The sequence below is a fragment of the Achromobacter sp. Bel genome, assembly GCF_012928505.1.
Classification (GTDB): Bacteria; Pseudomonadota; Gammaproteobacteria; order Burkholderiales; family Burkholderiaceae_B; genus Achromobacter.
The window spans coordinates 1-22,132 of sequence record NZ_JABBJN010000071.1 but is presented as its reverse complement, the minus strand read 5'-3'; the positions used below and the strand labels follow the sequence as shown (position 1 = coordinate 22,132).

General features: G+C 64.0%; 23 protein-coding genes and 1 other RNA gene. 14 read left to right on the top strand and 10 right to left on the bottom strand.

All coding sequences use genetic code 11. The annotated features are described in order from the left end of the window. Positions 1-65: 65 nt before the first annotated feature. The 3 genes from ssrS to HG262_RS27850 form a co-directional block, all read right to left on the bottom strand. Positions 66-248: non-coding RNA, 6S RNA (gene ssrS / locus HG262_RS27860), on the bottom strand. Between the two features lie 32 nt (positions 249-280). Further along, on the bottom strand, positions 281-592 hold the full coding sequence (locus HG262_RS27855; RefSeq protein WP_105560464.1) for a cell division protein ZapA: 312 nt from the start codon (positions 590-592) through the stop codon (positions 281-283). Continuing rightward, on the bottom strand, positions 592-1,038 hold the full coding sequence (locus HG262_RS27850; RefSeq protein ID WP_169274090.1) for a hypothetical protein: 447 nt from the start codon (positions 1,036-1,038) through the stop codon (positions 592-594). Before HG262_RS27850 ends, HG262_RS27855 begins: the two co-directional genes overlap by 1 nt. Before the next feature lie 480 nt (positions 1,039-1,518). On the opposite strand from HG262_RS27850, the gene HG262_RS27845 reads away from it, so the two are divergent. From HG262_RS27845 to HG262_RS27830, 4 genes are all read left to right on the top strand, one after another. Beyond that, the gene (locus tag HG262_RS27845) at positions 1,519-1,983 is read left to right on the top strand and encodes a tripartite tricarboxylate transporter TctB family protein (RefSeq protein WP_169274089.1); all 465 of its coding nucleotides are present in this window, start codon (positions 1,519-1,521) and stop codon (positions 1,981-1,983) included. A 13-nt stretch (positions 1,984-1,996) separates the two neighbouring features. Continuing rightward, positions 1,997-3,502 carry a tripartite tricarboxylate transporter permease gene (locus HG262_RS27840; protein ID WP_169274088.1) on the top strand — a complete coding sequence of 502 codons (1,506 nt, stop codon included), beginning with the start codon at positions 1,997-1,999 and terminating at the stop codon, positions 3,500-3,502. 194 nt (positions 3,503-3,696) lie between these two features. Next, positions 3,697-5,301, top strand: a complete 1,605-nt coding sequence (locus tag HG262_RS27835) for a gamma-glutamyltransferase family protein (protein WP_169274087.1) — start codon at positions 3,697-3,699, stop codon at positions 5,299-5,301. A gap of 58 nt (positions 5,302-5,359) precedes the next feature. Continuing rightward, on the top strand, positions 5,360-6,265 hold the full coding sequence (locus tag HG262_RS27830) for an NAD(P)-dependent oxidoreductase (RefSeq protein WP_169274086.1): 906 nt from the start codon (positions 5,360-5,362) through the stop codon (positions 6,263-6,265). Between the two features lie 93 nt (positions 6,266-6,358). Here HG262_RS27830 and HG262_RS27825 read toward each other — a convergent pair whose 3' ends face one another. Beyond that, entirely contained in the window at positions 6,359-6,988 is a 630-nt protein-coding gene (locus HG262_RS27825; RefSeq protein ID WP_169274085.1) for an NAD(P)H-dependent oxidoreductase, read from the bottom strand. Positions 6,989-7,190: 202 nt separating this feature from the next. Here HG262_RS27825 and HG262_RS27820 point away from each other — a divergent pair, with 202 nt between their 5' ends. Beyond that, positions 7,191-8,126, top strand: coding sequence for a LysR family transcriptional regulator (locus tag HG262_RS27820; RefSeq protein ID WP_169274084.1), 936 nt, complete (start codon positions 7,191-7,193; stop codon positions 8,124-8,126). Here HG262_RS27820 and HG262_RS27815 read toward each other — a convergent pair. The 6 genes from HG262_RS27815 to HG262_RS27790 all read right to left on the bottom strand — a co-directional run bounded on the left by HG262_RS27815 (position 8,120) and on the right by HG262_RS27790 (position 14,167). Next, on the bottom strand, positions 8,120-9,049 hold the full coding sequence (locus tag HG262_RS27815; RefSeq protein WP_169274083.1) for a glyoxylate/hydroxypyruvate reductase A: 930 nt from the start codon (positions 9,047-9,049) through the stop codon (positions 8,120-8,122). The two genes, HG262_RS27820 and HG262_RS27815, sit on opposite strands and share 7 nt — an antisense overlap. A 109-nt stretch (positions 9,050-9,158) precedes the next feature. After that, complete coding sequence (locus tag HG262_RS27810; RefSeq protein ID WP_169274082.1) at positions 9,159-10,688, bottom strand: tripartite tricarboxylate transporter permease; 1,530 nt, start codon at positions 10,686-10,688, stop codon at positions 9,159-9,161. Between the two features lie 6 nt (positions 10,689-10,694). Next, positions 10,695-11,174, bottom strand: a complete 480-nt coding sequence (locus HG262_RS27805) for a tripartite tricarboxylate transporter TctB family protein (RefSeq protein WP_211187804.1) — start codon at positions 11,172-11,174, stop codon at positions 10,695-10,697. 214 nt (positions 11,175-11,388) lie between these two features. Beyond that, positions 11,389-12,921, bottom strand: coding sequence for a sensor histidine kinase (locus tag HG262_RS27800; protein WP_348984432.1), 1,533 nt, complete (start codon positions 12,919-12,921; stop codon positions 11,389-11,391). Further along, positions 12,922-13,614 carry a response regulator gene (locus HG262_RS27795; RefSeq protein ID WP_006225987.1) on the bottom strand — a complete coding sequence of 231 codons (693 nt, stop codon included), beginning with the start codon at positions 13,612-13,614 and terminating at the stop codon, positions 12,922-12,924. After that, positions 13,595-14,167 (bottom strand): RNA pyrophosphohydrolase, encoded by a 573-nt coding sequence (locus HG262_RS27790; protein WP_169274081.1) that lies wholly within the window; start codon positions 14,165-14,167, stop codon positions 13,595-13,597. The genes HG262_RS27795 and HG262_RS27790 overlap by 20 nt, the downstream gene beginning before the upstream one ends. Before the next feature lie 65 nt (positions 14,168-14,232). Here HG262_RS27790 and HG262_RS27785 point away from each other — a divergent pair, with 65 nt between their 5' ends. From HG262_RS27785 to HG262_RS27745, 9 genes are all read left to right on the top strand, one after another. After that, the gene (locus HG262_RS27785; protein ID WP_169274080.1) at positions 14,233-15,963 is read left to right on the top strand and encodes a proline--tRNA ligase; all 1,731 of its coding nucleotides are present in this window, start codon (positions 14,233-14,235) and stop codon (positions 15,961-15,963) included. A gap of 57 nt (positions 15,964-16,020) precedes the next feature. After that, a complete protein-coding gene (gene ybgC / locus HG262_RS27780; RefSeq protein ID WP_169274079.1) occupies positions 16,021-16,443 on the top strand; it encodes a tol-pal system-associated acyl-CoA thioesterase in 423 nt (140 codons plus the stop codon). A 2-nt stretch (positions 16,444-16,445) separates the two neighbouring features. Continuing rightward, positions 16,446-17,126, top strand: a complete 681-nt coding sequence (gene tolQ, locus HG262_RS27775) for a protein TolQ (RefSeq protein WP_006225984.1) — start codon at positions 16,446-16,448, stop codon at positions 17,124-17,126. Beyond that, positions 17,126-17,587: an ExbD/TolR family protein gene (locus tag HG262_RS27770; RefSeq protein WP_006225983.1), complete on the top strand. Its 462-nt coding sequence runs from the start codon at positions 17,126-17,128 to the stop codon at positions 17,585-17,587. The genes tolQ and HG262_RS27770 overlap by 1 nt, the downstream gene beginning before the upstream one ends. Positions 17,588-17,626: 39 nt before the next feature. Then, a complete protein-coding gene (gene tolA / locus HG262_RS27765; protein WP_169274078.1) occupies positions 17,627-18,745 on the top strand; it encodes a cell envelope integrity protein TolA in 1,119 nt (372 codons plus the stop codon). Between the two features lie 16 nt (positions 18,746-18,761). Then, positions 18,762-20,084, top strand: a complete 1,323-nt coding sequence (tolB, locus tag HG262_RS27760) for a Tol-Pal system beta propeller repeat protein TolB (protein ID WP_169274099.1) — start codon at positions 18,762-18,764, stop codon at positions 20,082-20,084. Positions 20,085-20,115: 31 nt separating this feature from the next. Then, positions 20,116-20,616, top strand: a complete 501-nt coding sequence (pal, locus tag HG262_RS27755) for a peptidoglycan-associated lipoprotein Pal (RefSeq protein ID WP_006217420.1) — start codon at positions 20,116-20,118, stop codon at positions 20,614-20,616. Between the two features lie 86 nt (positions 20,617-20,702). Further along, on the top strand, positions 20,703-21,389 hold the full coding sequence (gene ybgF / locus HG262_RS27750; protein WP_169274077.1) for a tol-pal system protein YbgF: 687 nt from the start codon (positions 20,703-20,705) through the stop codon (positions 21,387-21,389). Then, on the top strand, positions 21,389-22,132 hold a 744-nt coding region (locus HG262_RS27745; RefSeq protein ID WP_169274076.1), incomplete at its 3' end, for an iron ABC transporter permease. The genes ybgF and HG262_RS27745, both read left to right, overlap by 1 nt.

Genomic DNA, 22,132 nt, shown 5'->3' with positions numbered 1-22,132 from the left:
GAAAGACAAGGGGGGATGGTGAGGCGCCCGACGCGGACCTGCGCTTAGGGCAGGCCCGCTGGGATAAATGCCCCGCCTGTGCCGTCAAGGCCGGCATCTCGAACCCTAAGGTAAGAGGTGGTCGCGTTCCGCAGAGCGTCGGGTTCGTCTACGAGAGACGATCACTCCAGCTCTACACTCCCGCAACCATATGCCGAAAGCATAGGTTCAGAGAATGTATGGCCTAGTCACGGACACGGCAGGGACAAACTGAAAATTCTTGAATACTGCTTATGAACGGTTAGAGCAGTTTTTCCTGACCCGACAAGGCGTCATCGAGTACTGCGTTCATGTCCTCAATTCTACGCTTGAAGTCGCCGACTGCCAAACCGCCTAGCGGACCATCCGGCGCTTTCATCGCGAGGAGTTCGCCTGCGACCTGCAAGGCCGCCATCACGGCGATGCGCTCGTTGCTGGAAATTTTGCCCGAACCCTGGATGCGCAGCATCAGCTGGTCGACATGGCGCACCGCGGCCATGAGCGTGGGCTTCTCTTCAGCGGAGCAGGCCAGGGAGTAGTCGCGCCCCAATATGGTGACATCTACGCGTTCCATCAGTGTTGCTCTCCAGACGGTGCGCCCGGCAAGCGGGCAAGCACGGCGTCAATGCGCTCGCGGGCCGCAGCGGCGGCCACGCGCAAGCGCTGTAGTTCAGTGTCGCGAGTTTGCAGGTTGCCCTGCAGTTCGGTTTCCCGGGCGGAGAAGCGGGATTCAAGCGCCTGGCGTTCGGTGGACTCACGGGTGAGCTGCTCGCGCAAGGCGGCTTCGGCCTGCTGGGCTTGCTCGAGCATCGCGGTGACCGCGCCATCGTGATCCTGAAGCTTGCTTTGAAGCGTGACGATCTCGGCCTCGCGCTCGGCGGCGCGCTGCTTCAGCGCACGCTGTTCAGCTTCGAAGTCATTCAGGCGGAGGCGCAACGCGTCACGCTCTGCGTGGAGTTGGCGGGTGCGTTGCACCAGTTGCCCGATTCGGGCGGCGAGTTGGTCTAGATCTTGCAGCATGGGCGCTATCGTAAACCATCCTGAGTGCAATCGGGCCTCTTCACGCGCGTTGAGAAACCCGGCAATATTCGGTAGGAAATAGGCGCGTGATTCCGGCGACGCAACGTCAGCCGATGGCAGGCACAAAGAAAACCTCCCCCTCGTCCAAATTCCCCGCATCCGGCCGATCTGGCTTTCGCATTTCTTTCTATAAACTTTCACTTAGCTTTCAAAAAGCCCTCAATCTTCCCGTACCGTTACATCTGGGGATCGGGAGTACCCGAATTCTAGGGAAAACCCCAGGCTTTCACCGAGCTTACAGGGTTTGCAGCGTGGCGGGCGTCCATTACCATTCGCCCTTTCAAGAAACCACGCCGTCGCTTTCAGAAGAATTAATGGCACCCCGAAGTGCCTTTTTTGTGCCTGTCACTCGCCTTTCGGCGGGTCCCATCCGGCTACAAACTTTTTTATCTACATGCTGTAAACAGGAGCCAACCAATCATGCAGCTACGCAATCGACAGGACTTCTGGTCTGGGGTGATGTTCATCGCCCTTGGACTGGGATTCGCCTGGCAGGCCAGCAGCTACTCCATGGGTACTGCCGCCCGAATGGGCCCGGGGTACTTTCCTTTCTGGCTAGGCATTGTTCTGGCTTTGCTGGGCGCCATCGTGCTGCTTGGCTCGCTTTCCAAGAAAGCGCATGAAACGCATGTCGACAAGTTCGACTGGCGCATCGTTTTCCTCGTCGTGGGTTCGGTGGTCTTGTACGGCTTCATCCTCAAGCCGCTGGGCATCTACCTTTCGGTATTCATCCTGGTTGTCGTAAGCAGCCTGGCCAGCCATGAGTTCAGCTTGAAGGTCGCCGTCGCCAACGCGATCTTCCTGGTGGTGTTCTCGTATCTGGCATTCGTCAAGGGGCTGGGGCTGATCTTCCCGCTGTGGCCGTCCTTTCTGGGCATGAACTAAGGAGCAACCGGTCATGGAATTGTTTGACAACCTGATGATGGGCTTCTCGGTGGCGTTCACGCCCGAGAACCTGGCTTACGCACTGCTGGGCTGCATTCTGGGAACGCTGATTGGCGTGTTGCCGGGTATTGGCCCGGTCCCGACCATTGCAATGCTGCTTCCGATCACCTATGTGTTGCCCCCGATCGCCGGCCTGATCATGCTTGCAGGCATCTATTACGGCGCGCAATACGGCGGTTCGACCACGGCGATCCTTGTGGCGTTGCCAGGGGAAACGTCCGCGGTGGTGACCGTGCTGGACGGCCACCAGATGGCCCGCAACGGCCGTGCAGGCGCCGCGCTGGCCATCGCCGCGCTGGGCTCGTTCTTCGCCGGTTGCGTGGCCACGCTGCTGTTGGCCGCCTTCGCGCCCCCGCTGGCTGAAGTGGCCTTCAAGTTCGGCCCCGCCGAGTACTTCTCGCTGATGTGCCTGGGCTTGGTCGGCGCCGTGGTGCTGGCTTCGGGCTCGCTGCCCAAGGCGATCGCGATGATCATCCTGGGCCTGTTGCTGGGCATGGTCGGCACCGACGTCAACTCGGGCGTTGCGCGCTTTGACTTCGGCATCCCGGAACTGCAAGACGGCATCGACTTCGCGATCGTGGCCATGGGCGTGTTCGGCTTCGCCGAAATCATGACCAACCTCGAGCAGAAGGAAAACCGCGTCGACATCACCGACAAGATCGGTTCGCTGTACCCGAACAAGCAGGAATTCAAGGAAGCGTACCCGGCAGTGCTGCGCGGTACGGCCCTGGGTTCGGCTCTGGGTATCTTGCCCGGCGGTGGCGCCGTGCTGTCGTCGTTCGCGTCCTACACGCTGGAAAAGAAGATCTCGAGGAACCCGGAACGCTTCGGCAAGGGCCACCCGGCCGGCCTGGCAGGCCCGGAATCGGCGAACAACGCTGCTGCCCAGACCTCGTTCATCCCGCTGCTGACGCTCGGTATCCCGGGCAACGCCGTGATGGCGCTGATGGTCGGCGCAATGACGATCCACAACATCCAGCCCGGCCCGCAAGTCATGACGAGCCATCCGGAGCTGTTCTGGGGCCTGATCGCCTCGATGTGGATCGGCAACCTGATGCTGGTGGTGCTGAACCTGCCGCTGATCGGCCTGTGGGTCAAGCTGCTGAAGGTGCCTTACCGCATCCTGTTCCCGGCGATTCTGGTGTTCTGCACGATCGGCGTGTATTCGCTGAACTACAACGCGTTCGACATCTTCACGACGGCCATCTTCGGTGTCATCGGCTACGTGTGGTCGAAGCTGAAGTGCGAAGGCGCACCGCTGCTGCTGGGCCTGGTTCTGGGCCCCATGATGGAAGAGAACTTCCGCCGTGCCTTGCTGCTGTCGCGTGGTGATTTCAGTACCTTCGTAACGCGTCCGCTGTCGGCTTCGCTGCTGGCTGTGGCTGCCTTCCTGGTGATCCTGGTGGCGCTGCCCGCCATCCGCAAGAAGCGCGAAGAGACCTTCGTCGAAGAAGAGTAAAGCGCCGGTCGCCGTCTTCGAGCGGCGGTCTTGCCTTTCAAGAAACCCCCGGGGCCCTGCCCTGGGGGTTTTTCTTTGGGCAGACAGAACCTGTTCTCGGCAAAAGCTACTAATAACTACAACACACTACGAGGCGTAGGGCGTTACGCGGCATCTACGTTAAGCTACGGGTTTACCCCACGCGATGATTCGGCATGAATTTCGACTGGAAGAATCCCTACCCCACCACCCGGATTCCGGTGTTCGCCCGCAACGTGGTCGCCACGTCGCAACCGCTGGCCGCCCAGGCAGGCCTGCGGATCCTGGCCCTTGGGGGCAATGCCGTCGACGCGGCCATTGCCGCCGCCGCCACGCTGGCGCTGACCGAGCCGGTCAGCAACGGCTTGGGTTCCGACTGTTTCGCCATCGTCTGGGACGGTTCGAAGCTGCATGGCTTGAACGCCTCCGGAACGGCTCCCGCCGGTTGGAACACGGATTACTTCCGACGCAAGCATCAGGGCGTGATCCCGATGCGCGGCTGGGACAGCGTGACCGTGCCCGGCTGCGTGGCCGGGTGGGCCGCGCTGCATGAAAAACTGGGCAACCTGGCGTTTGCCGACGTGCTGGCGCCCGCCATCGAATATGCGGAACGCGGCTACGCCGTGTCGCCCGTGGTTCAGGAAAAATGGGCGGCGCAAGCCGACATCCTGCAGCCGCAGCCCGGGTTCGCCGAACACTTCCTGCCGCGCGGCCGCGCGCCCCACATCGGCGAACACTTCGTGCTGCCAAGCGCGGCGGCAACGCTCAAGCGCATCGCCGCCAGCGGCGGGCGCGACTTCTATGAGGGCGAAACCGCCCACAAGCTGGTGGCGCACGCGCAAGCGCACGACGCGGCGCTAACCTTGGCGGACCTGCGCGACTACGCGCCGGAATGGGTGACGCCCATCAGCCAGCCGTACCGCGGCCATACCTTGCATCAGATCCCGCCCAATGGCCAGGGCATCGCGGCGTTGATCGCACTGGGCATCTTGCAGAATTTCGACCTGGCCGCCCGCCCGATCGACCATGCCGATACCCAGCACCTGCTGATCGAGGCCATGAAACTGGCGTTCGCGGATGTCTATTCCCATGTGGCCGATGCGCGCCACATGCGGATGACGCCCGAACAGATGCTGCGGCCGGATTACCTGGCCGAGCGGGCGCGGATGATCGACCCCAACGTGGCGCAGGCTTTCGCTTCCGGCCATGCGCCGCAAGGTGGCACCGTCTACCTGACCGCCGCGGACAAGAACGGCATGATGGTCAGCTTCATCCAGTCGAATTACATGGGCTTTGGGTCCGGCGTGGTGGTCCCGGGCACGGGCGTCAGCCTGCAAAACCGCGGGCATTGCTTCAGCACCCAGCCGGACCATCCCAATGTGGTGGCCGGCGGCAAACGGCCCTTCCACACCATCATCCCCGGTTTCCTGATGCGCGACGGCGCCCCCGTCATGAGTTTCGGCGTCATGGGCGGCAATATGCAGCCCCAGGGGCAGGTGCAGACGCTGGTGCGCATGCTGGACTACGGCCAGCAGCCGCAGGCCGCCTGCGACGCGCCCCGCTGGAAATGGAACCACGGGCTGGCGGTGGATGTGGAGACCGGCCTGGCCCCCTCCGTGGCCCAAGGCCTGCGCATCCGTGGCCACGTGCTGGAAGGCATTGAAGACCCCTATATGGACTTCGGATCGGGCCAGTTCATCTGGCGGCTGGGCGACCCGGCCGTGGACGGTTATGTCAGCGCCAGCGACAGCCGGCGGGATGGACTCGCCGCCGGCTTTTGATTGCGTTAAGGTTAGTGTCCTGAGACTGACCTTACCCACATAGAGCGGAGTCCCCTGCATGGCAACGATCGGCACCAAGAACTACGACGCGGTCGTAGCCCAGAAAGTCGCTTTCCTCGGATTGGGCGTCATGGGCTTGCCCATGGCCGGCCACCTGGCTCGCGCCGGGCATGACGTGACCGTCTACAACCGCACGCCCGCCAAGGCGCAAGCCTGGGCGGCCGAGTTCCACGGCCGCCACGCCCCTACGCCGCGGCAAGCCGTGGCGGGCGCGCAGATCGTCTTCGCCTGCGTGGGCAATGACGACGACCTGCGCAGCATCGTGCTGGGCCCGGACGGCGCCTTTTCGGGCATGGCGCCGGGCGCCGTGTTCGTCGACCACACGACCGCCTCGGCCGATGTGGCGCGCGAGCTCTATGCGCAAGCCAAGGAGCTGGGCCTGAACTTCGTGGACGCGCCGGTTTCGGGCGGACAGGCTGGCGCCGTGAACGGCGTGCTGACCGTCATGTGCGGCGGCGAGCAAGCCGTTTTCGACGCAATCAAACCGGTGGCTCAAAGCTTCGGCCGCGCCGTCACGCTGGTGGGCGCGTCGGGCGCGGGCCAGTTGGCCAAGATGGTCAACCAGATCTGCATCGCCGGCCTCGTGCAAGGTTTGTCGGAAGCCGTAGCCTTCGGCCAGGCGGCCGACCTGGACATGAAGCTGGTGCTGGACGTGATCAGCAAGGGAGCCGCGCAGAGCTGGCAGATGGAGAACCGCGGCGGCACCATGGTCGATGACAAGTTCGAATTCGGCTTCGCGGTGGACTGGATGCGCAAGGACCTGGGCCTGGTGCTGGCCGAGGCTCGCAACAACGGCGCGCGCGTGCCGGTGACCGCCCTGGTGGACCAGTTCTACGGCGACATCCAGAAAATGGGCGGTGGCCGCTGGGACACGTCGAGCCTGATAAAGCGCCTGCGCGATTAAGCTTCCCGCATCGCCTTGCCCCACGGCACGGCGACACGGCGACAAACAAAAAGGCGAGCCTTGAGGGCTCGCCTTTTTTGATCGCCTATGCCGTCACGCGGCCAAGCTGGCCTGCGCCGATTCCAACACCAGCGCATCAATGCGCTGCTTGGCCAGCGTCACACCTTCCAGCGCGGCCACCTCACCCATCGCCATACCTTCGGCCGCGATGAACGTGACATCGTTCATGCCCAGGAAGCCCAGCATCTGACGCAGGTAAGGCGTCATGGTGTCGGACGGCGTGCCCTCGGCCTTGCCGCCGCGCGCCGTCAGCACGAACACCTGCTTACCCTTGACGAGGCCCTCCGGCACGCCTTCCGGCGTATAACGGAACGTGACGCCGGCACGGGCCAGATGGTCCAGATAGCTCTTGAACTGCGCGGGCAGGTTGAAGTTGTACACGGGCACGGCGAATACGATGCGGTCCGCTTCCATCAGTTCGGCGACCAGCGTGTCGCTGAGTTCGACGATGCGTTGCTGGTCCACGCTGCGGGCGTCGGCCGGGGTGAACAGCGCACCGGCGGTGTTGCCGTCGAAGTACGGAATGGGCTGCGCACCGATGTCGCGAACCTTGACGGCCGCGGCGGGGTTGGCTTCTTTGACGCGCGCAATCAGGTGATCGGCCAATTGCTTGCTGTGGGAACGGTCGCCGAGAATCGAGGAAAGAATAACGAGGGTCTTCATTGCAAATATCTCCGGGGGTGGCCCGCCATACGCGGGCGGCCAGGATCTGCCCGCGCCACGCCCGACTCTTCAAGGAGTTCGGACTGGCGCTTGGCGCCGGGTGGCGTCGGCAGATCCCGAATGCATGGGCTCACTGTAGACCGGTTCATTGTTCGCATAAACCGGGGTATCATGAACTGTTCGTTCCAGGCATAGAACAATCATGCAAGATCTCAATGACCTCTACTATTTTTCCCAAGTCGTCGAGCAAGGCGGCTTCAGTGCGGCGGCAAGGGCGCTGGACATCCCGAAATCCCGACTGTCGCGCCGGATTTCGCATCTGGAGGAAAGCCTGGGCGTCAGGCTGCTGCAACGCACGACGCGCCGGCTGCGGCTGACTTCGGCCGGTGAACGCTACCTGCACTACTGCCGTGAAATGGCCGCCTCGGCGCGCGCCGCCGACGATGCCATGCGGCAATTGCAGTCAGAGCCCACAGGTCCGGTGATCGTGAGCTGCCCCGTTTCCATCGCGCAGGATGTGCTGGCGCCGATCCTGCCCGAATTCCTGGATGCGTGGCCGGCGATTTCCGTCCAACTGCTGGTGACCAATCGACGCGTGGACCTGATCCGCGAAGGCGTGGACCTGGCGCTGCGCGTGCGCACCAAACTGGATACGGACGCGGAACTGGTGGTCCGCCACCTGGGTTCCGCGCGCGGCACACTGGTGGCCAGCCCTGGCTATCTGCAACGTCACGGCGTGCCCGACACGCCGCAGGATCTGGCGTCCCACACGACCTTGAGTTTTTCTGACCCGCAGCACGACGTGCGGTGGCCACTGGTCAGCGATAAGGGCGAAGAGGTGCAGATCGAGTTGAAGCCGCAACTTTCCTGCAATGACTTCATTGTGTTGACCGAAGCCGCCGTGCGCGGCCGGGGCATTGCCTTGCTGCCATCCATCGCGACGCAGGAACAACTGCGCCGAGGCCAATTGGTGCCTGTCCTGCCGCAATGGCAGTCCCCGGAGGGCATCGTGCATTGCATCTATCCTTCGCGGCGGGGCATGATGCCCGCCGTCCGGACGCTGCTGGATTTCCTGTCGCAACGCCTGCCCACGATGTATCAACGGCTGGAAAAAGCCGTCGTGCCCGTGGCTCAGTAGCCGCGCGTACGCTCGACGACGCCGGTGATGGGTTCGCCGCGCATCAGCTGGGCGACCTTGCCCGCGATCTGCTCGATGCTTTCGTCGCGCAGCGTACGCGCCGCGATGTGCGGCGTGATGTGGACGCGCGGGTCGCGCCAGAACGGGTGGTCGCCGGGCAAGGGCTCGGTATGGAACACGTCCAGCGTGGCGCCGGCGATTTCGCCCTCTTCCAGCATCTGCACGAGATCTTCTTCAACGAGGTGCTCGCCGCGGCCCACGTTGACAAGATGCGCCTCCGGCAACAACCGCGACAACGTTTCGCGGTTGAGGATGCCGCGCGTGTCCGGCGTGAGCGGCAGCACGTTCACAAGAAAGCGCGTGCGGGCCAGGAACGCCGGCAACGCGGCTTCTCCGGCAAAGGATTCCACGCCAGGGATATCGCGCGGCGTGCGCGACCAGCCCGCCACCGGGTATCCAAAACCGGCGAGTGTCTGCGCCACACGCGCGCCCACCTGCCCCAGGCCCAGCACGCCGACGGGCCAATCCGCCTGCCGCGTACCTTCGCGGGTATCCCAGTGCTGGCGTGCCTGCGCCTGATCGAAAGCTTCGAAATCGCGCGAGACGCGCAGTAGCGCGTACAACGCATATTCGGCCATCTGCACCGACATGCCGGCGTCTTCCAGGCGCACGATCCGCACGTGTGCGGGAATCTCTGGCATCTTCAGCAAGGCATCGACGCCCGCGCCCAGATTGAACAGCGTCGTGATGCCGGTCTCGTGCTTGAACAGTTCCGCCGGCGGTCGCCATACCAGCGCCACGTCGGCGCCCGACGGCGGGCCGTCGGGATTCCACACGGAAATGCGGCAACCGGGCATGGAGGCTTCCAGGCGCGGCACCCAGACGTCGGGATCGTGGAGGGGACAGGCAAAGAGAATGTGCATGGTGACGGTTCTGCAAGGCTTTTCGGAAGCCTCAAGCATGCAGGATGGCGCCCTACAAATCAAACGGCCCGGCGAAGTGCCGGGCCGTTTGTGCTTGGGGGAAAACCGCTCAGGCCGCTTGCGGGACCTCGGGCTTGCCCTTGCCTTTGCCCTTGCCGCGGCGCACGAAGGCCCAGACCTGCAGCAGGATCAGCAAGGCGCTGGCGCCGATGAACCAGGCGCTGATGGGGCGCTGCACGAACACGGCCAGGTCTCCGCGTGACAACAGCAGCGCGCGGCGGAAGTTCTCTTCCACCATCGGCCCGAGCACGAAGCCGAGCAGGATGGGCGCCACGGAGAACTCCAGCGTCATAAGGATGGCGCCGATCACGCCGAAGGCCAGTACTTCCCAAATCTGGAAGAGGCTGTTCTGCGTGCTGAACACGCCCACCGCGATGAAGAACAAGGCGGACGGGAACAGATAGCGGTACGGGACCTGCAGCAGCTTGACCCACACCCCGATCAGCGGCACGTTCAGCACCATCAGCAGCACGTTGCCCACCCAGAAACTCGCGATCAGCCCCCAGAAGATGTCCGGATGCTCGGTGATCAACTGTGGGCCGGGCTGGATGCCCTGGATCAGCAATGCGCCCAGAATCAGCGCCATCACCGCGTCGCCCGGGATGCCCAGGCTCATCGTCGGGATGAAGTCGACCTGGGTCTTGGAGTGCGAGGACGCTTCCGGCGACGCCACGCCGGCGATCATGCCGGTGCCGAACTTCTCGGGCGTGCGAGAGATCTTGCGCTCCAGCGCGTACGCCACGAACGTCGTGATGGTCGGGCCCGTGCCGGGCATGGCGCCGAACAGCGTACCGACCGCCGTGCCTCGCACCATCGGCCAGAACGCGGTCTTCAGTTCCTGCTTGGAGGGCCGCATGTCGCGAATGCGCAGTTTGGCCCCGCTGCCGATGATGGTCATGCGGTTGACGCTCATCAGGAAGTCGGCCACGCCGAACAGGCCCATCGAGATCGCCACCAGCTCCAGGCCGTCGGACAGGTCCAGCAAGCCGAAGGAGAAGCGGATCGTGCCCGTGTTCACGTCGGTGCCCACCACGCCGCACATCAGGCCGAATAGCGTCATCGCAACGCCTTTGAGCGGCGAGCCCCGCGACATCGTCGCACCGGCCAGCAGGCCCAGCAACATGATCGAGAAGATCTCGGTAGGGCCGAACTTGAAAGCCACCTCGACCAGCAGTGGCGAGGCGAAGATCATGACGATGATGCCGACCGACGCCGCGAAGAACGAGCAGATCATCGTAATGCCCAGCGCGGTCCCCCCCTTGCCCTGTTTGGTCAGGGGATAGCCGTCAAGGCAGGTGACCGCATGCGGCGGATGCGAAGGCAGGTTGAGCAGGATGGCGCCGATGGCGCCGCCGTACTGGGAGCCGTAGAAGATGCCAGCCAGCATCAGGATCGCGGGCACGGGCTGCATCACGTAGGTCAGCGGCAGCAGGATGGAAATCGCCGACAGGGCGCCCATGCCGGGCAGCACGCCGATGAGGTTGCCCACCAGCACGCCAAAGAACGACCACACCAGGTTGTGCCATTGGAACGCGACGCCGAAGCCGTACCAAAGGTCCATCAAAGATTGAGAGATCATGGCGCTTCAACCCCAACGAAACAGCGGCAGCTGCAGTTGCAGCGCCCACCAGAACACGACGACCGCGATCGCGGACATCGCGAGCGACAGCAGGATGGCTTGCTTGATAGTGTTCTTGCGATCACCCAGCGCCGAAATGAATACGATGGCGAAGGTCGCCGGCAGCAGGCCGCCGTAGTGGCCCAGCAGCAGGAACGCCAGCGTGCCCAGCAAAATGCAGGCGCTGCCGCGGAAATCGGGCAGCCCGTGCGCGTGGCCGTCGCCCGGCGCAGGCGGCGTGGCCTCGCCCGAACGCGCCGAAATGGCGATCAGCACGCCTGTCAGCGCCAACAGGCCGCCGAGCGCGGCGGGGAAGAACCCCGGCCCCATGTGGCTCAACGTGCCGATGTGGTAATCGGTACCCCCGTATATCGCCCCCAACCCGATCAGGACCATCAGCGCACCGCCGTAGTAGTCCTTTCTGTTGATATTTTTTTGCACTTCCATCCTCCTTCCGGGTGCAGGACCGTGCCGGCCCTGGATGCGCTGCTCGAAACGAGCTTCGCCCGGCCCTTAACAACGAGCCGGAGCGCAGATTACGGAGGGAAGCTGCTAATCCGCTTTCTATGCGCTGTCGCATTCCTGAATTCGGGGGTTATCCCTGAGGGCAGGCGGCGCGGAAAGGGAGGAAAGCGGAAAAAAATTTGAAAGCCAGGCGGCTTTACTGGTCGCCCTTGAGCTCGACGTCGAGCGGACGCGGGTACTGCGAAACGGTCGGCGCCAGCGGCAACCACAGCACGGAAGCCAGGCCCACGCCGCCCTGCGCGTTGGGATCGCCATCACGCAGTTCGATGTCGCCATCGTTGCGGCGGGCATAGGCGCGCGCGATCGCCAAGCCCAGGCCGGAGCCCGACGAGGCCACGGGCTTATCCGTGCCGACCCGTTCGAACCGCGCGAAGGCGCGGCCACGCAGCTCGGGATTCAGGCCGGGCCCGTTGTCCGACACCGCGACCTCGGCCCGGCTTTCCAGCCGGCAGACCGACACGGTGATCCGCGCCCCGACGGGCGCGTAATGGATGGCGTTGTGCACCAGGTTGGACAAGGCTTCGTGCAATTCAGCTTCGCTGCCCAGGACCGGCACGGGGATTTCAAGCCCCTCTTGCGACACCGCCTGCACCCAGCCCAGGTCTTGCTGCTTTTCATGCGCCAGCGGCAGGTACTGCAGGACGACTTCACGCGACACCGCATTCATGTCCAGCAATTGGCGCGGCAGTTGGTCGGCCTGGTTGGCATGCGCCAGGGACAGCAACTGCTCGGTGAGGCGGCGCGTGCGGCCGAGTTGGTCGACGATGGCGCGCAAGCCTTCACGCGTGCGGGCCGGATCGCGCTCGCGCAGCGCGTACTGCGCCTGCGTGAGCATGATGGCAAGCGGCGTGCGCAGCTGATGCGAAGCGTCAGCCAGGAAATGCGATTGCTCGTCCAGCACGCGGCGGTAGCGGGCGATATGGTGATTGACGGCGTCGACAAGCGGCGACACCTCGCTGGGCACGCGGGAGGCATCCAGCGGCGTCAGGTCGTCGGGGCGGCGGTTGCGGATATCGGCGCGCAAGCGGCGCAGGGGCTTCAATGCCCACGAAACGCCCCACCACACCAGCAGCACGACCAGGGCCAGCATGCGCGCATCGCGCAGGATTTCCTGGCGCCGCGCGTTGTTTTCGGCTTCGATCCGCTTGCCCGTGCTTTCGGCCACCACGACCAGGACCTGGCGATGCTGCCCCTGGTAGTAGAGATCGCGCACGACCGAAACCACCCGCACCGGGTCGTTGCGGTAGACGCCGTCGTAAAAGATGGGTTGGCCGTTCGACCGCGGCCAGGTGGGCGGGCGCGGCATCTCGGGCATGCCCAGCAGCGTCTTGCCCTGTTCGGTAGGCACCGGCGCCCCGTCCGGCAGCGGAGGATCGATCTGCTCGATGCGGAAATACTTGCGCAGGCCGGCCCGGGATTCCAGCATCACCTGCGCGTAAAGCGGCGTGGCCACCTGGAGGTTGCCGTCCGGCGTGAATTCCAGGCTGCTTTCCAGCACGCGGGCAGGCTCCACCAGCGCGCTGTCATAGGCCTCGTTGGTGATCTCCGACAGCGTGCGGTAGTCGTTCAGGCTGTCGATGACCAGCAACACCACCACGCCGGGCAGCAGCAGGATGATCAGCAGTGCGCGGATGCCGACGCGCGGCAACCCGGGGATCCGCAGGCTCACTCAGGATTCCGATGCCGCGGACTCGCTGGTGACGCTTTCCAGCATGTAGCCCAGCCCGCGCACGGTGACGATGCGCACGTCGCTGCCGGCCAGCTTCTTGCGCAGCCGGTGCAGCACGACCTCGATGGCGTCGGGGTTGGCTTCGCTGTCGTGCGTGAAGACCTTGCCGAACAATTGCGACTTGTCCACCGGGTAGCCGCTGCGGGTCAGCAGGGCCGCCAGCGCGGCGTGTTCGCGCGGGGTCAGGAACAGCAAGGAGCCGTCCAGCGTGAAGGCGCGGCTTTCGCTGTCGTAGGATAAGGAGCCGCACTGCAGCCGCGGATGCTGGCGGCCGCGGCTGCGGCGCACCAACGCGGTCAGCCGCGCTTCGAGTTCTTCCAGCGCGAAGGGCTTGGTCAGGAAATCGTCCGCGCCCAGGTTCAGCCCACGCACGCGGTCCTGCAGCGCGCCTTGGGCGGTGAGCAGCAGGACGGGCGTGCGGTCGTCCCGGTTGCGCATTTCGCGCAGGACGACCAGGCCGTGCTTGTCGGGCAGGCGCAGGTCCATGACGATGGCGTCATATTCCGTGCCCGCCATGAATGCCTCGGCCGTGCGTGCGTCTGCCGCATGGTCCGGCACGAACCCGCTCTGGGCAAGCGCGCGCATCAACCAGGACGCCATGTCCCGTTCGTCTTCAACCAACAATATGCGCATGACCGTCCGTTCCTTCGGGCAAATTCTCTGCTCCCCGCTGCCCGTGCACGCGCTGGCGCAGGTAGCGGGTTTCGTGATGACGCCGAAAGAGGATCGCCGACAACTCGTTCAACGCCTGGGTATAGACATCGCGCTTGAACTCGATCACGGCGTCCAGGGGTACCCAATACTGGCTCCAGCGCCAGGCATCGAATTCCGGATGCTGCGTCGCGCGCAGGCACACATCGCTGTCACGTCCCACCAGGCGCAACAAGAACCAAATCTGTTTTTGTCCTTTATAGTGGCCACGCCACTCACGCCGGACGAAGTGATCGGGCACGTTATAACGTAACCAATCGCGTGTACGCCCCAAAATACGGACATGCTCGGGCTTCAAGCCCACCTCTTCATGGAGTTCGCGATACATGGCCTGCACCGGGCTTTCGCCATATTTGATGCCGCCCTGGGGGAACTGCCATGCATGTTCCCTGATACGCTTGCCCCAAAAGACCTCGTTTCGACTGTTGACGAGAATGATGCCGACATTGGGGCGGTAGCCTTCGCGGTCAAGCATGGGCCACCCCCACCGAATTCAATACAATTACAGTCGATTATACGTATCTGCTGCCACCTTTAAACATGCGCGCATCCAACTACCACATCAACACCCTCAAAGAAGCCCCTTCCGAAGCCGAAGTCGCCAGCCATCAGCTGATGACCCGGGCCGGGATGATCCGCAAACTCGCGGGCGGCATCTACACCTACATGCCCCTTGGCCTGAAGATCATCCGCAAGGTCGAGGCGATCGTCCGGGAGGAAATGAACGCCTCGGGCGCCATCGAGCTGCTGATGCCCGTGGTCCAGCCGGCCGAGCTCTGGCAGGAATCGGGCCGCTGGGAGCAATACGGCGCCGAACTGCTGCGCATCAAGGACCGCCATCAGCGCGATTTCGTGCTGCAGCCGACGTCCGAGGAGGTCATTACCGACATCGCGCGCAATGAAATCCACAGCTACCGCCAACTGCCGCTGAATTTCTATCACATTCAGACCAAGTTCCGGGACGAACGCCGCCCCCGCTTCGGCCTGATGCGCGGCCGCGAATTCACGATGAAGGACGCCTACTCCTTCGACCGCGACGAAGCCGGCGCCCTGAAGAGCTACGACACCATGTACGCCGCCTACATGCGAATTTTCGGCCGCCTTGGCCTGGAATTCCGCGCGGTGGCGGCCGACACGGGTTCGATCGGCGGCACCCGCAGCCATGAATTCCAGGTCATCGCCGATACCGGCGAAGACCTGCTGGTCTACAACGCTGACACCGACTACGCCGCCAACATCGAACTGGCTGAAGCCGTTTCGCTGTACCCGGTGCGCGGTGACGCCACCCAGGCCATGGCCGACGTGCCCACCCCGGGCGCGGCCAAGTGCGAAGACGTGGCCAAGCTGCTGGGCCTGCCGCTGGAAAAGACGATCAAGTCGATCGTCCTGGCCACCGACGGCGACAAGGGCCGCGTCGACATCTGGCTGCTGCTCTTGCGCGGCGACCACGAACTGAACGAAATCAAGGCCGGCAAGGTGCCCGGCCTGGCGGGCTTCCGCTTTGCCACGGAAAGCGAGATCGTCGAGTATTTCGGCTGCAAGCCCGGCTACCTGGGCCCGGTCAAGACGGCCAAGCCGGTGCACGTGATCGCCGACCGCACGGTCGCCAACATGGCCGATTTCGTCTGCGGCGCGAACAAGGAAGATTTCCACACCCAGGGAGTAAACTGGGGCCGCGACCTGCCCGAGCCCGAGCTCGTGGCCGATCTGCGCAACGTGGTCGCGGGCGACCCGTCGCCGGATGGCAAGGGCACGCTCTCCATCCAGCGCGGCATCGAAGTGGGACATGTTTTCTACCTGGGCAAGAAGTACTCCGAAGCCCTGAAGGCCACCTTCCTGGACGAAACCGGCAAACCGGCCGTCCTTGAAATGGGCTGCTACGGCATTGGCGTGACCCGCATCGTGGGCGCCGCCATCGAGCAGAACCACGACGCCCGCGGCATCATCTGGCCCCGCGCGATCGCCCCGTTCGAAGTGGTGATCTGCCCGGTGGGCTGGGGCAAAAGTGAAACCGTGCGTGACACCGCCCAGAAGCTCTATGAATCGCTGCTGGCACGTGGCGTGGACGTCATCCTGGACGACCGCGATGCCCGCCCGGGCGTCATGTTCGCCGAATGGGAATTGATCGGCGCGCCGCTGCGTGTAACAGTTGGAGAACGCGGCCTGAACGATGGTGTGGTGGAATTGCAGGCCCGTCGGGAAACCGAAGCGGCCAAGATTCCGGTAGAGTCCGCGCTGGAAACGGTGCTGGCAAAGCTGGACACCCTCTAACCTTATAGTTACTACGGACTTTTCGCGTCCCGACCCGCATCACTCCTTATCCGTATCGTGACCGATCTGAAGTCCGCCGAATCCCTCCTGCAGGTCCGTGTCTACTACGAAGACACGGATGCGGGCGGGGTCGTTTTTTACGCTAACTACTTGAAATTCCTGGAACGCGCACGCACAGAATGGCTGCGCAACCTGGGAGTCAACCAGTCCGGGCTGGCCGCCAGCGAGCAACGTTTATTCGTTGTCCGCTCCTTGGACATGTCTTATCGGAAGCCGGCCAGGCTGGACGATTTGCTTACCATACGCAGCCGAGTCACCAAACTGGGCCGCGCTTCGATACACTTCGCGCAGCGCGCGGAACGCGACGGGGAACTGCTTGCCGAAGGCAACATCCAAGTCTGTTGCGTCGATGCCGTGAACATGCGGCCGGCGGAACTGCCGGTCGACATCCGCGCCAAACTGGAATCCATTCAGGAATAACCATGCAAGCCACCAGCGACATGTCGTTGCTTTCGTTGATTTCGCACGCCAGCGTGCCGGTCCAGCTGATCATGCTGATGCTGTTGGGCATCTCGATCATGTCCTGGACCTATATTTTCGCCAAGCGGCTTGCCATCAAGCGCGCCCATACCCAGACTCGCCGCTTTGAAGACGACTTCTGGTCGGGCGGCGACCTGTCCATGCTGCAGCAGGCCGTGGCCTCGCGCCGCGACGAACAGGGCGCGCTGGCCCGCATCTTCGATGCCGGCATGACCGAATTCCTGAAGGCCCGCCGCGGCAACTCGGCCGGCGACGCCACCGCGCTGCTGGACGGCCCGCGCCGCGCCATGCGCGCCGCCTATCAGCGCGAAATGGATTCGCTGGAATCGCACCTGAACTTCCTGGCGTCCGCCGGTTCGGTATCGCCTTACATCGGTCTGCTGGGCACGGTCTGGGGGATCATGCACGCCTTCATCGGCCTGTCGAACATGCAGCAGGCCACGCTGGCCTCGGTGGCCCCCGGTATCGCGGAAGCGCTGATCGCCACCGCGATCGGCCTGTTCGCCGCCATCCCGGCCGTGGTCGCCTACAACCGATTCACGAATGACATCGACCGCATCTCGATCCGTTTCGACAGCTTCGTCGACGAATTCCTGAACATTCTGCAACGGCAGGTGCGCTAATGCCCTCGGTAAGCTCACGCGGCAGGTCCGGCCGCCGCATGAAGGCCGACATCAACGTGGTGCCGTACATCGACGTGATGCTGGTGCTGCTGGTCATCTTCATGGTGACCGCGCCCCTGATCACGCCCGGACTGATCCAGCTGCCTTCGGTCGGGGCGGCATCGGATGTGCCCGTGAAGCCGCTGGAAGTCCAGATTTCGGAAGACGGCAAGATCGCCCTGCGCATGCGCGAACCCGGCGCAACGATGCAGGACATCGCGCGCCCCGAGCTGGTGGCGCAAGTGCGCTCGCGCATTACCGCGGAGACGCCGGTGGTCATCGCCGCCGACGGCAAGGTGCCCTACGAGACGGTCGTGAAGGTGATGGATGAACTGCGCACCAACGGCATCACCCGCCTGGGCCTGCTGGTGGACCAGTCCGCCGCCGGCGCTTCCCAGCCCGCATCCGCGAAAAAACGCTAACGCGACGCCTTCCGCCGGCTTGCCCGGCATGCAACGCCCATGACGCCACCCATAATTCGACACCGCAGCGGCCCGCCGGCCACCCCGCCCAACAACGACAACCGGAATGCACTCATTCTGGCTGTGGCGGTGCACTTGCTGCTGCTGGTCGCCTTGATCTTCGGCGTGAGCTGGCGCACGGAGGCCCCCGGCCCCGTCGAAGTCCAGCTTTGGGCCGACGGCAATTCGCCCGTCTCCCCGCCGCCCACGCCCCAGCCCGAACAACCCAAACCTGCGCCCAAGCCCGAGCCCAAGCCGGAGCCTGAAAAGGCGCCCGAGCCGCCGCCACCGCCCCCTCCTCCGCCCAAGCCTGAACCCGAGGTCCAGCCCAAGACCGAGGAAGTAGACCCCGAGATCGCGATCCAGGAAGCGAAGAAGAAGCGCGAACAGGAAGAGAAGGCGCGCCAGGCCGCTGAAGCGGCCAAGGAAAAGGCGCGCCTGGAAGAAGAGCGCAAGCAGGCTGAATTGAAGGAAAAGAAGCGTCTGGAGCAGGAACGCCAGGCTGCCGAGAAGGCAGCCGCCGAAAAAGCCGCGGCTGACAAGGCGGCTGCTGACAAGGCTGCTGCCGAGAAAGCCGCCGCCGACAAGGCCGCCGCTGAAAAGAAGGCCAAGGACGACGCCGCCAAGAAGGCCGCCGCTGACAAGGCGGCTGCCGACAAGGCTGCCGCGGAGAAGGCGGCCGCCGACAAGGCCGCGGCTGAAAAGGCGGCTGCCGAGAAGGCCGCAGCGGCCAAGAAGGCTGCCGCCGACAAGGCCTTGAAGGACGCATTCCGCAACGACGCGCTAGGCGCCGCAGGCATCCCCGGCGGCACGGCAGACCGCAACCAGGCGGGCGGCGGACGCGACAACGGCTATGCCGCCAAAGTGCGCGCTTGCATCCTTCCGGGCGTGGCTTACCAGCCCCCGCCTCGCAGCGGATCCGGGAATCCGACCGCACAATACCGGGTACAGTTAGGTACTGACGGGAAGGTGAATGGCGTCTCGCTGACCCAATCCTCCGGCAACCCGGCCTTCGACCGCGCGGTCGAAACCGGTATCCGCCGCTGCAACCCCTTCCCGAAGCCCTCCACGGGCGGCTACGACAAGTTCATTGACGTAGTGCACAAAATGTATGATTGACAGGAGATTGATGAATATGACTCCCGCTTATAGCCGACGAGGTTCCCTCCTCGCTCTCTGGCGATCGTATGGGCTCGGTTTGCTGATGCTTACTCTGGCCTGCCTGATGGCGATGAAACCGGTCCATGCCCAGTTGCGCGTTGATATTTCCGGCACGGGCGCGACGCAGTATCCGGTCGCAATCGCTGATTTCGCGGTGGACGACACCCATGGGCGCGCCCTGGCTGAAGTGATCCGCGCCGACCTGACCCGCACGGGCCAGTTCCGCCTGATCAACGCCGCCGGTTCCGGCCTGAACGTCGACTCGCCCATCGCCCACGACGACTGGCGCGGCAAAGGCGCCGACTTCCTGGCTTACGGCAGCATCACCCGCGGGGCCGATGGCCGCTACGACGTGCGCTACCGCCTGGCCGACACGGTCAAGAAGGGGCAATTGGACGGCGTGGCGTTCTCGGGCACTGAGCAGGAACTGCGCCGCGTGGCCCACCAGATCGCCGATCGCATCTACGAGAAGATCACCGGCGTTCGCGGCGTGTTCTCGACCCGTATCGCCTACGTGCTGAAGAAGGGCGCCACCTACGAACTGCAAGTGGCCGACGCCGACGGGCAGAACCCGCAAGTGGCCCTGCGTTCGCGCGAGCCCATCATCTCGCCCTCCTGGTCGCCCGACGGCTCCAAGCTGGCGTACGTGAGCTTCGAGTCCGGCAAGCCGGTCGTCTACGTGCACACCCTGGCCACCAGCGCCCGCGTGCCTGTCGCCAACTTCAAGGGCAACAACAGCGCTCCCGCCTGGTCGCCCGACGGCTCCAAGCTGGCCGTGGCGTTGACGCGTGATGGTTTGTCGCAAATTTACATCGTTGGCGCGTCCGACGGGTCGAATCCTAACCGAGTTACGCGTTCTCCCGGGATTGACACCGAACCGACCTTTACGCCAGACGGTGCTTCCATTATCTTTACGAGTGACCGCAGCGGCGGGCCGCAAATCTATCAGACCGGCTCGACAGGTGGCGACGCACGCCGCCTCACGTTTAATGGTGGTTACAACATATCACCCCGAATTTCCCCCGATGGATCGACGCTGCTGTACGTTGCAAGACGCGACGGCGCGTTTCGAATCGCGTCGTTGAACCTGTCCTCAGGCTCCGAATCCTTGATCACTGATGGTCGTGACGATCAGTCGCCAAGTTTCGCGCCAAATGGCATGCAAGTCCTTTACGCCACCATCCAAAATGGACGTAGCGTACTTGCGGGTGTTTCGAGCGATGGCCGCGTACGGCAGACGCTTTCGGTACTGAACGGGGAAATACGTGAACCGACTTGGGGCCCATTTACCCGATAACACGTGTGACTCTCTTTGCAAAGGAACTATCATGAAGTCGCGCATTGCCAAAAGCCTGACCATTGCCGCTCTGGCTGCCACGTTGGCAGCTTGCAGCTCCGTCCCTCTCGACGATAAAGCGGGTCAGGGCGGAGGCGCTGGCCAAGGATCTTCGGCCTCTGGCCAAATCCTTGATCCCTTTAACCCCCAAAGCATCCTGGCGCAACAACGCTCGGTGTACTTTGATTTCGACAGCTACACCGTGTCGGACCAGTACCGCGGCTTGGTCGAAACCCACGCCCGCTACCTGGCTTCGCACCAGCAGCAGAAGGTCAAGATCGAAGGCAACACCGACGAACGCGGCGGTGCTGAGTACAACCTGGCCCTGGGCCAGCGTCGTGCAGACGCCGTGCGTCGCATGATGACCCTGCTGGGCGTCAGCGACAACCAGATCGAAACCATCAGCTTCGGTAAAGAAAAGCCGAAGTCGACGGGTACGTCGGAAGCCGACTTTGCTGAAAACCGCCGCGCCGATATCAACTATCTGCGTTAAGCTTTTCGTATAGTCCAAGAGCCCTACCACGCGTCGGGACGGTCAGCCGGCCGTCCCGACGTTTGTTTTTATACCCGGGAATATTCATGCGCGATAACGTTCTGTCCCTGCGTCCTCTGATTGTGGCCACTGGCCTGGTGCTTGCGGCCCTGACGGCGCCCGCTCACGCTTTTTCCGACGATGAAGCCCGTAAGGCCATTCTGGATTTGCGTCAGCAGGTTCAGCAGCAGAACGAGCAGAGCCAACGCGCCAAATTGCAATTGGCCGATCAGATTCAATCCCTGCAGCAGGAAGTGGCGCAGTTGCGCGACCAGCTGGAGCTGGTGTCCCGCCAACAGCCCAGCGCCAAGCCGGGCGCCCCCAGCGGCACGAACCCCCCGGGTACCGCCGCTGGCGACCCGCAAGAGCAAGCCGCCTATGACGGCGCGATGGACCTGTTCCGCAAGGGCCAGTACAAGGACGCCGCGGAATCGCTGGCCGCCTTCACCGCGCTCTATCCGAACAGCCAGCTGGCCCCCAGCGCGCAGTTCTACCTGGGCAGCAGCCGCTACGGCATGAAGGATTTCAAGGGCGCCATCGAGCAACTGACGAGCATGGTCCAGAAGTCGCCCGACAACGCCCGCGCGCCGGACGCCCTGCTGATCATCGCCGGCGGCCAGATCGAACTGAACAACCGCGCCGGCGCCAAAGCGACGCTGCAGCGCATTGTTCGCGACTATCCCAACGCGCCGGCCGCCGCCACGGCCAAGAGCCGTTTGCAACTGCTGCAGTAATGCTGCCCGCCGCAAGCGCGGTCAGCGCCTACCGGCACATCCTGCGCCGCCGCGCAGGGCTTATCGCCCTGCTGCTGGCGGCGATTTTCATTGCGCTGCTGATCGACTTCACCGTGGGCCCGTCCGGCCTGCCCTGGCGCGATCTGTGGCGGACCTTGAGCGCGCCCGCCTCGGCCGACCCGACCTACCGCGTGATCGTGTGGGACATCCGGCTGCCTTCCGCCCTGATGGCCGCCTTGGTGGGCATGGCGCTTGGCCTGGCGGGGGCCGAAATGCAGACCATCCTGAACAACCCGCTGGCCAGCCCCTTTACGCTGGGCGTGTCGTCCGCCGCCGCGTTCGGCGCGTCGCTGGCGATCGTGCTGCAGCTTGGGCTGCCCGGTGTTCCCGCCGGCTGGCTGATCGCCGGCAATGCGTTCCTGTTCGCCGTGCTGGCGGCGTTGCTGCTGGACGCCGTGGCCCGCTGGAGCGGCATGAACACGTCGGACGTCGTGCTGTTCGGCATCGCCATGGTGTTCACGTTCAATTCGCTGGTGTCGCTGGTGCAATTCCTGGCCAGCGCCGAAGCGCTGCAGAACCTGGTGTTCTGGACAATGGGCAGCCTGTCGCGGTCCAGCTGGACGACGGTCGGCGTCCTGGCCCTGGCCGTCGCGCTGGCCTTGCCGCTGGCGATGCGCCAATCCTGGAAGCTGACGGCGCTGCGCCTGGGCGAAGAGCGCGCCGCCAGCTTCGGCGTGGACGTG

Bases quoted from the DNA above. Each gene is read 5' to 3' on its own strand.
- HG262_RS27785 (WP_169274080.1), top strand. From the start codon at position 14,233: ATGCGCGCATCCAACTACCACATCAACACCCTCAAAGAAGCCCCTTCC.
- HG262_RS27820 (WP_169274084.1), top strand. From the start codon at position 7,191: ATGCAAGATCTCAATGACCTCTACTATTTTTCCCAAGTCGTCGAGCAA.
- ybgF (WP_169274077.1), top strand. From the start codon at position 20,703: ATGCGCGATAACGTTCTGTCCCTGCGTCCTCTGATTGTGGCCACTGGC.
- HG262_RS27795 (WP_006225987.1), bottom strand. From the start codon at position 13,614: ATGCGCATATTGTTGGTTGAAGACGAACGGGACATGGCGTCCTGGTTG.
- HG262_RS27825 (WP_169274085.1), bottom strand. From the start codon at position 6,988: ATGAAGACCCTCGTTATTCTTTCCTCGATTCTCGGCGACCGTTCCCAC.
- HG262_RS27845 (WP_169274089.1), top strand. From the start codon at position 1,519: ATGCAGCTACGCAATCGACAGGACTTCTGGTCTGGGGTGATGTTCATC.
- HG262_RS27790 (WP_169274081.1), bottom strand. From the start codon at position 14,167: ATGCTTGACCGCGAAGGCTACCGCCCCAATGTCGGCATCATTCTCGTC.
- tolQ (WP_006225984.1), top strand. From the start codon at position 16,446: ATGCAAGCCACCAGCGACATGTCGTTGCTTTCGTTGATTTCGCACGCC.
- HG262_RS27840 (WP_169274088.1), top strand. From the start codon at position 1,997: ATGGAATTGTTTGACAACCTGATGATGGGCTTCTCGGTGGCGTTCACG.
- HG262_RS27805 (WP_211187804.1), bottom strand. From the start codon at position 11,174: ATGGAAGTGCAAAAAAATATCAACAGAAAGGACTACTACGGCGGTGCG.
- tolA (WP_169274078.1), top strand. From the start codon at position 17,627: ATGACGCCACCCATAATTCGACACCGCAGCGGCCCGCCGGCCACCCCG.
- pal (WP_006217420.1), top strand. From the start codon at position 20,116: ATGAAGTCGCGCATTGCCAAAAGCCTGACCATTGCCGCTCTGGCTGCC.
- tolB (WP_169274099.1), top strand. From the start codon at position 18,762: ATGACTCCCGCTTATAGCCGACGAGGTTCCCTCCTCGCTCTCTGGCGA.
- HG262_RS27770 (WP_006225983.1), top strand. From the start codon at position 17,126: ATGCCCTCGGTAAGCTCACGCGGCAGGTCCGGCCGCCGCATGAAGGCC.
- HG262_RS27835 (WP_169274087.1), top strand. From the start codon at position 3,697: ATGAATTTCGACTGGAAGAATCCCTACCCCACCACCCGGATTCCGGTG.
- HG262_RS27815 (WP_169274083.1), bottom strand. From the start codon at position 9,049: ATGCACATTCTCTTTGCCTGTCCCCTCCACGATCCCGACGTCTGGGTG.
- HG262_RS27810 (WP_169274082.1), bottom strand. From the start codon at position 10,688: ATGATCTCTCAATCTTTGATGGACCTTTGGTACGGCTTCGGCGTCGCG.
- HG262_RS27855 (WP_105560464.1), bottom strand. From the start codon at position 592: ATGGAACGCGTAGATGTCACCATATTGGGGCGCGACTACTCCCTGGCC.
- HG262_RS27830 (WP_169274086.1), top strand. From the start codon at position 5,360: ATGGCAACGATCGGCACCAAGAACTACGACGCGGTCGTAGCCCAGAAA.
- HG262_RS27850 (WP_169274090.1), bottom strand. From the start codon at position 1,038: ATGCTGCAAGATCTAGACCAACTCGCCGCCCGAATCGGGCAACTGGTG.